This window comes from Mesorhizobium sp. M7A.F.Ca.CA.001.10.2.1 (assembly GCF_003998575.1).
In the GTDB taxonomy this organism is placed as follows: domain Bacteria; phylum Pseudomonadota; class Alphaproteobacteria; order Rhizobiales; family Rhizobiaceae; genus Mesorhizobium.
Window position 1 is genome coordinate 1 of sequence record NZ_RZQY01000382.1, and the last position, 5,674, is coordinate 5,674.

Below are 5,674 nucleotides of genomic sequence, written 5' to 3' on the forward strand. Positions count from 1 at the left end.
ATCTTCAGGAATTCGATGAATGCGCGCGCGCTCTTGCTGTCCTTGGTGATCATCGCCAGCGTACCGGCGCCGAGCACGGGCGTGCCCAGTTCAGGCTTGGAGGCATAGGGCGGGAAGTAGAAGAAGTCCGCGTCCTGGCCGACCTTGGTACCTTCCGGGAAGAAGGTCGGGATGAACGATGCCTGATGGTGCAGGTAGCATTTCGGCGGCACCGAAAAGAGGCCCTTCGGGCTGTCGCGGAAATCGGTCGCCGCGACCGCCTTGGCGCCGCCATCGACCATCTTGTCGTCGGTCGCGATCTTGCCGAAAATGTCGATGGCGTTGACCACTGCGGGGTCGTTGAACGGGATCTCGTTCTTCACCCATTTGTCGTAGACCTCCGGAGGCTGGGTGCGCAGCATCAGGTCTTCGACCCAGTCGGTCGCCGGCCAGCCGGTGGCGCCGCCGGAGCCGAGGCCGATGCACCACGGCTTGCCGCCATCGGCGATGATCTTCTTTTCGAGATCGGCAAGTTCTTCCTGCGTTTTCGGCACCTTGTAGCCGGCTTCCTCGAAATTATCCGGCGAATACCAGACCAGCGACTTCACATCGGCCTTATAAGGGAAGGCGAAGAAGCCCGGCTTGCCGTCCTTGTCCTTAAAGGTGCCGAGATCGACCCATGACTGGCCGGCACCGTAATTGTCCTTGACCCATTTGGCGGTGTCGTCACCGAGCGGCGTCAAAAGGCCCTTCGACGCCAGGTCCTGGATAAGACCCGGCTGCGGCAGCACGGCGATGTTCGGCGGGCTGCCGGCCTGCGTGTCGATGACGATCTGCTGCTCGTAATTCTCCGAGGAGGAGTATTTGATCTCGACGCCGGTGGCTTCCGAGAAATAGTCGAGAACGCCGCGCACCAGGCCTTCGTCCTCGCCGCGCCACGGTCCGAAGATCGACAGCGTCTCACCCTTGAGGTCGACTTTCTTGAGCTCTTCGTAGTTCGCCCAGTTGAAGCGCTTGTCTTCGCCGGGCTTGAACTTCAGTTCGGCCTGCGCGGGCGCGTTCAGGGCGAACGTGGCAAACGCCGCACCCAGCAAAAGCATTTTCTTCATCGGTATTCCTCCCAGTGGGTCTCACACACCGGACGGAACCTCCATTCCGCCCGCCGACGCCGCAGGACTGTGACTCAGTCGGAAAGGAACCGCAACCTTTCGAAGAGTCTTCCAAAGCGCTTTGGCTTTCTCGATCACGCCATTGAATTGCTGGGAAGTCAAGAGGCCGGGCGGATTAATCGATTTAGGTTCGCGCATTTGCGCCCCTAAAAGTGCGCTGCAACATGCTATTATGGCGATGCAGCAGCAATTTTTGTTTCAAATACGCCCGAACCGCGTCTATGGTTCGGCTTGGTATGGCTCGGCCCCGCTGGGACTTGGGTCGATTCAATTTAAAAGCGCTTTGAGGGAATGGAGACCTTTCGTGAACCTCAAGCAGCTCGCCCATATGCTGGCACTTTCGCAAACCACGGTAAGCCGTGCGCTGAACGGCTATCCCGAGGTCAACGAGGAGACGCGCAGGCGTGTCATGGATGCCGCCAAGCGCCATGGCTATCGTCCCAATCCGAGCGCGCGCCGGCTGGCGACCGGCAAGACCGGCATGATCGGCTATGTCCTGCCGACCGGTGCGTCGGTCGACATCGATCCGCATTTCGTCGAGTTCCTGTCCGGCCTTGGTGACTATGCCCGTTCGCACGAGCTTGACCTTGTGCTGTCGCCGGCCGACGCCGACGACCAGGAGACGACCTACCGGCGCATCGTCGCCAACAGGCAGGTCGATGCCGTCTACATCTCCTCGCCAAGGCCCGCTGACCGGCGCGTGGCGCTGGTCAACACGCTCGGCATTCCCTTCATCGTCCATGGCCGCAGTGAGGGCTTCGACTTCGACTATGCTTTTACCGACATCGACAATGAGGGCGCCTTCCACGAGGCGGCCAGGCTGCTGATCCAACTAGGTCATCGGCGGCTGGCGTTGATCAACGGTGACGACCGCGAGACCTTCGCCATCCATCGCGAACGCGGCGTGCGCCGGGCGCTCGCCGCGAGCGGACTGTCATTGAGCGAACGCCATGTCTGCTCGGTCGATATGACCGAGGAGAACGGCTATCGCGCCACCAGGCGTTTGCTGGAAGAGGACGACGCGCCGACGGCGATCGCCTGCTCCAGCCTGATCATGGCGCTGGGCGTCGTGCGCGCCGTACGCGACCTCGGCCTGAGCATTCCGAGCGACGTCTCGCTGATCGCCCACGACGATGTCTTCCCCTGGCTGAGGCCGGAGAATTTCTCGGTGCCGCTGTCGACGACGCGTTCATCGATCCGTCTCGCCGGCGCCCGTGTCGCCGAGCGGCTGGCGGCACGGATTTCAGGACTGGAGGAGGGGGCGCGAGGCGAGGTCTGGCCGGTCGACCTGGTGGTCAGGGGATCCGTGGCGGGGGCGCCTGCGTAGCTGGAGATCAAACCCATGCTCTGCGGGAACCGAGTTGAGACGCGACACCCGGTTTACCCAATCATGGATCGGCTGTGTCCAGTCCGTCACGAACGCCCGACGATGTGTTCGACAAGGCGGTGCGCCTCCTCGGCAATCGCTAATATTATGCCCGATTTGCGCGTGGAGGCGAAATCTAAGCCGGCGAAGTAGATACCTGGCTGCGCAGCCACGCCATCCTCATGAACGGGCCGTCCCTGCGAGTCGAGCACCCCAGGGAGGTTCACCCAACTGAAATCACCCCGGAAGCCAGTACACCACACCACGGTCGTTATGCCGGACACGGCAACATCAAGAGAACGAATAGTCGGGTCCGGCAGATATGCCGCGACAGTCTCCGCAGGATTGGGTTCCGAAACGGGAGCATCGATTCCGGAGCGACTGATATATTCGTCGATATAGCGTTTGACGTTGGCGGAGGCTTCATCCCCAAAACGAATATGGGCTTCGAGATCGTCGGCGAACGAGAGGCGGCCGCCTTCCTCGACGCCTGCGAACCGGCCCAGCAGCACGATACCTCGGGCGCTGAGCGCTTGGAGGCTAATGGTGCGTTCTGCCCCAAGCAGACCACGAGCCGGAATGCGTTCCGCAAGACGGATTATCTCCTCTCGACGCACGTCGAGAAACCCGCTCTCGACCAGCCACATCATAATGTGGCGACCTCGGTAGCTCCGAGAGAGTCTTCCAACCCGGCTTGTGGCAAGGAAGACCGTTCGGCCTGCTTCTGCCAAGTCCTCTGCGATCTGGCCACCCGACTGGCCGCCTCCGACAACCAGCACCGCTCCATCAGCGAGATCGGCGGCGCTGCGGTAATCGGAAGCATCGATCTGGCAGAGGCCGGGCGGCAGCGAACCGGCCCAAATTGGGCGCACCGGACAATTCAGGTCGCCGCTTGCGATCACCACGTTCCGCGCCAAAACTGTGCCGCGTGAAGTGGTTAGCCTATATTCGCCATTATTGTGTCCACTGGCGAGTTCGGTCACGGCAGTATCCTGTTCGACAGGGAGGCCGTGCCGCTTGGCGAAATCCTCGAGGAGTGCGACGAATTCGTCGCACGTCAGGGTACCGGACGGATCCGAACCGTCATAGCAGTCGCCTGGCATCACGGTCTGCACGTTGGGGGTATTCATCCGGAAAGAGTCCCACCGCTGTGTGCGCCAGGTCTCTCCGATGCGGCCTCTCTCCAGTATCCTGTGGCTTAGGCCCCGCCGTGCCAGCGAATGGCTGATGCCCAGGCCGGCCCAGCCGGCCCCGACGACCACCGCATCGAGGACATTGGCGTTACTCGTCATTGCCGCAATCCCGATGCTAGTGCATGTCGCCCAAAAATGGCGTCCGCATAGTCTCCCCGAAGGTGCGAGGGCAAGATAGCAGTTCTGTCGGCTCACGCCACGATCAAAATCTCGCCCGACGCCGGCAGTGGGGAGGCCACCGCAAGGGGCTGGATTCCGATATCTCACGCCGCGGATTTGAGGTGGTCGATGAAGGCGCGCAGCTTCGGCAGGACTTGGCGCTTGCCGGGATGATACAGGAAGACGCCCGGCGTCGTGGCGGCGATGCCGTCCAGCACCGGTTCGAGTTTACCTTCGGCTATCGGACCTTCAGCGATTGGTCGAGGCGTCTGCGCCAGCCCGACGCCCCGCATCGCGGCCCCGAGCAATGTCGGATAATCGTGCGCAATCAGCGGGCCTGAGAGCATCGCCTCGATCGCCTCGTTGCCGTCGACGAAAGCCCAGGGCGCAATGGCGCCATTCGAACGGCGCAAGCGCAGGCAGGCGTGGTTGCGCAAATCGTCGACGCGTTCGGGGTGGCCATGGCGTTTGAGATAGTCAGGGCTGCCGACGACCACGAAGGAAAATGACGGGGTTAGCCGCACCGCGACCATGTCGACCGCGATGAACTGGCCAAGACGGATACCGGCATCGAACCCGCCGGCCGCGAGATCGACCATCTCGTCGCTCGCGGCGATCTCCAGTTCGATCTCGGGATAGGCCCGGCAGAACGACGCGATCATCGGCTCCAGGATCAAGGGCACGACGGCGCGGGGTACGGACAGGCGCAGCAGACCGGTCGGCCGCCGGCCGATGTCACGCACCGCCTCGCCGGCCGCCACAAGTTCTTCGAAAGCAGGGCCGGCACGGTCGAGGAACCGTTGGCCAGGCTCGCTCAAGCCGACACTCCGCGTTGTGCGAACGAACAACGCCGCACCCATGCGTGTTTCCAGCGCGCGCACCGCCTGGCTCACGGCGGACGGTGTCACGCCGAGTTCCGCTGCGGCGCGGCGGAAGTTGCGGTGCCTGGCGACGGCCAGGAATGCCTCGACGCCCTCCAGCGCTCCGTGCCGGACTGTGTAGTTCTGCTTCATGGGTTGTTGTGATTACAGCGGATGGTCGAATTATGGAAGCGGGCTTAGTAGGTCGGTCAAGGTAGTCCGCCAAGGGCTGCCCTGCGTCTCACGCGGTGTCGGAGGTCGCATGAACCAGTTTCGAGAGAGGCCAGATGTCAACCGAGGTCGTGTTCCAAATCCATCTTGTTCTGGGCTATGTCGCGTGGCTGCTTTGCTTCGCCGTATACGGTTTGCCGTGGCTCAGGTCTATGGACCGGGTCGCGACGCAACGCGCTGTCGCCACTCTGCACAGCTTCCGCTTCTTCGGGCTGGTCTTCCTCGTTCCGGGTGTCGTCGGCCCCGATTTGCCTGCCGGCTTTGCCGTGTTTGCTGCCTACGGCGACCTCATAACAGGAGTGCTGGCCATGCTGGCGCTGGTCACGGCAAGGATACCTCGGATCTTCTGGGCGCTCGTCGTTGCCTTCAATCTGGTCGGGACTGTCGACCTCGTCGTAGACTATTACCACGCCATCCAGGTCGGCCTTCCCCAGCGTGCGGGCGAACTGGGCGCCACCTACGCGATCCCGATCATCTACGTGCCGCTGCTGATGATCACGCACACCGTCGCGCTCTATTTTCTGGTGCGTCCTCCGCAAGCCGCGACTTGACCTGTCGCAGACTAATCCTTTGCCGCCGCCCTGATGTCCAGCAGACCGTAGCCGAAATCATTGTCGCGTCCCTTGGGGCCGAGATCCCTGGCCGTCGCCGCGAGCGCCTTCTCGATGCCGTCGGCCGTTCGACCGGGCGCGGCGTGGATGAGATTGGCGATGGCGC

5 protein-coding genes and 1 pseudogene are annotated in these 5,674 nt (G+C 62.5%); 2 read left to right on the top strand and 4 right to left on the bottom strand.

Translation table 11 applies throughout. The annotated features are described in order from the left end of the window. Positions 1 to 1,088, bottom strand: a 1,088-nt coding sequence (locus EN964_RS22275; protein ID WP_164775927.1) for an ABC transporter substrate-binding protein, incomplete at its 3' end; no start/stop codon positions are given. A 364-nt stretch (positions 1,089 to 1,452) separates the two neighbouring features. Here EN964_RS22275 and EN964_RS22280 point away from each other — a divergent pair. Continuing rightward, on the top strand, positions 1,453 to 2,475 hold the full coding sequence (locus tag EN964_RS22280) for a LacI family DNA-binding transcriptional regulator (protein WP_127267792.1): 1,023 nt from the start codon (positions 1,453 to 1,455) through the stop codon (positions 2,473 to 2,475). 86 nt (positions 2,476 to 2,561) lie between these two features. Here the strand turns inward: EN964_RS22280 and EN964_RS22285 are convergent, their stop codons facing one another. Both EN964_RS22285 and EN964_RS22290 read right to left on the bottom strand, forming a co-directional pair. Continuing rightward, on the bottom strand, positions 2,562 to 3,806 hold the full coding sequence (locus tag EN964_RS22285) for an NAD(P)/FAD-dependent oxidoreductase (RefSeq protein ID WP_127267793.1): 1,245 nt from the start codon (positions 3,804 to 3,806) through the stop codon (positions 2,562 to 2,564). A gap of 164 nt (positions 3,807 to 3,970) precedes the next feature. Beyond that, entirely contained in the window at positions 3,971 to 4,879 is a 909-nt protein-coding gene (locus EN964_RS22290) for a LysR family transcriptional regulator (RefSeq protein ID WP_127272264.1), read from the bottom strand. A gap of 134 nt (positions 4,880 to 5,013) precedes the next feature. Between EN964_RS22290 and EN964_RS22295 the strand changes: the two genes are divergently transcribed. Beyond that, positions 5,014 to 5,508, top strand: coding sequence for a hypothetical protein (locus EN964_RS22295; protein ID WP_127271222.1), 495 nt, complete (start codon positions 5,014 to 5,016; stop codon positions 5,506 to 5,508). An 11-nt stretch (positions 5,509 to 5,519) separates the two neighbouring features. On the opposite strand, the pseudogene EN964_RS38735 reads toward EN964_RS22295, so the two are convergent. Further along, positions 5,520 to 5,674: pseudogene (locus tag EN964_RS38735) on the bottom strand (peptidase S8); the annotation flags it as partial.

What these genes read in the sequence shown, in the direction of transcription:
- EN964_RS22285 (WP_127267793.1), bottom strand. Translation starts at nt 3,806, where the DNA reads ATGACGAGTAACGCCAATGTCCTCGATGCGGTGGTCGTCGGGGCCGGC.
- EN964_RS22290 (WP_127272264.1), bottom strand. Translation starts at nt 4,879, where the DNA reads ATGAAGCAGAACTACACAGTCCGGCACGGAGCGCTGGAGGGCGTCGAG.
- EN964_RS22295 (WP_127271222.1), top strand. Translation starts at nt 5,014, where the DNA reads ATGTCAACCGAGGTCGTGTTCCAAATCCATCTTGTTCTGGGCTATGTC.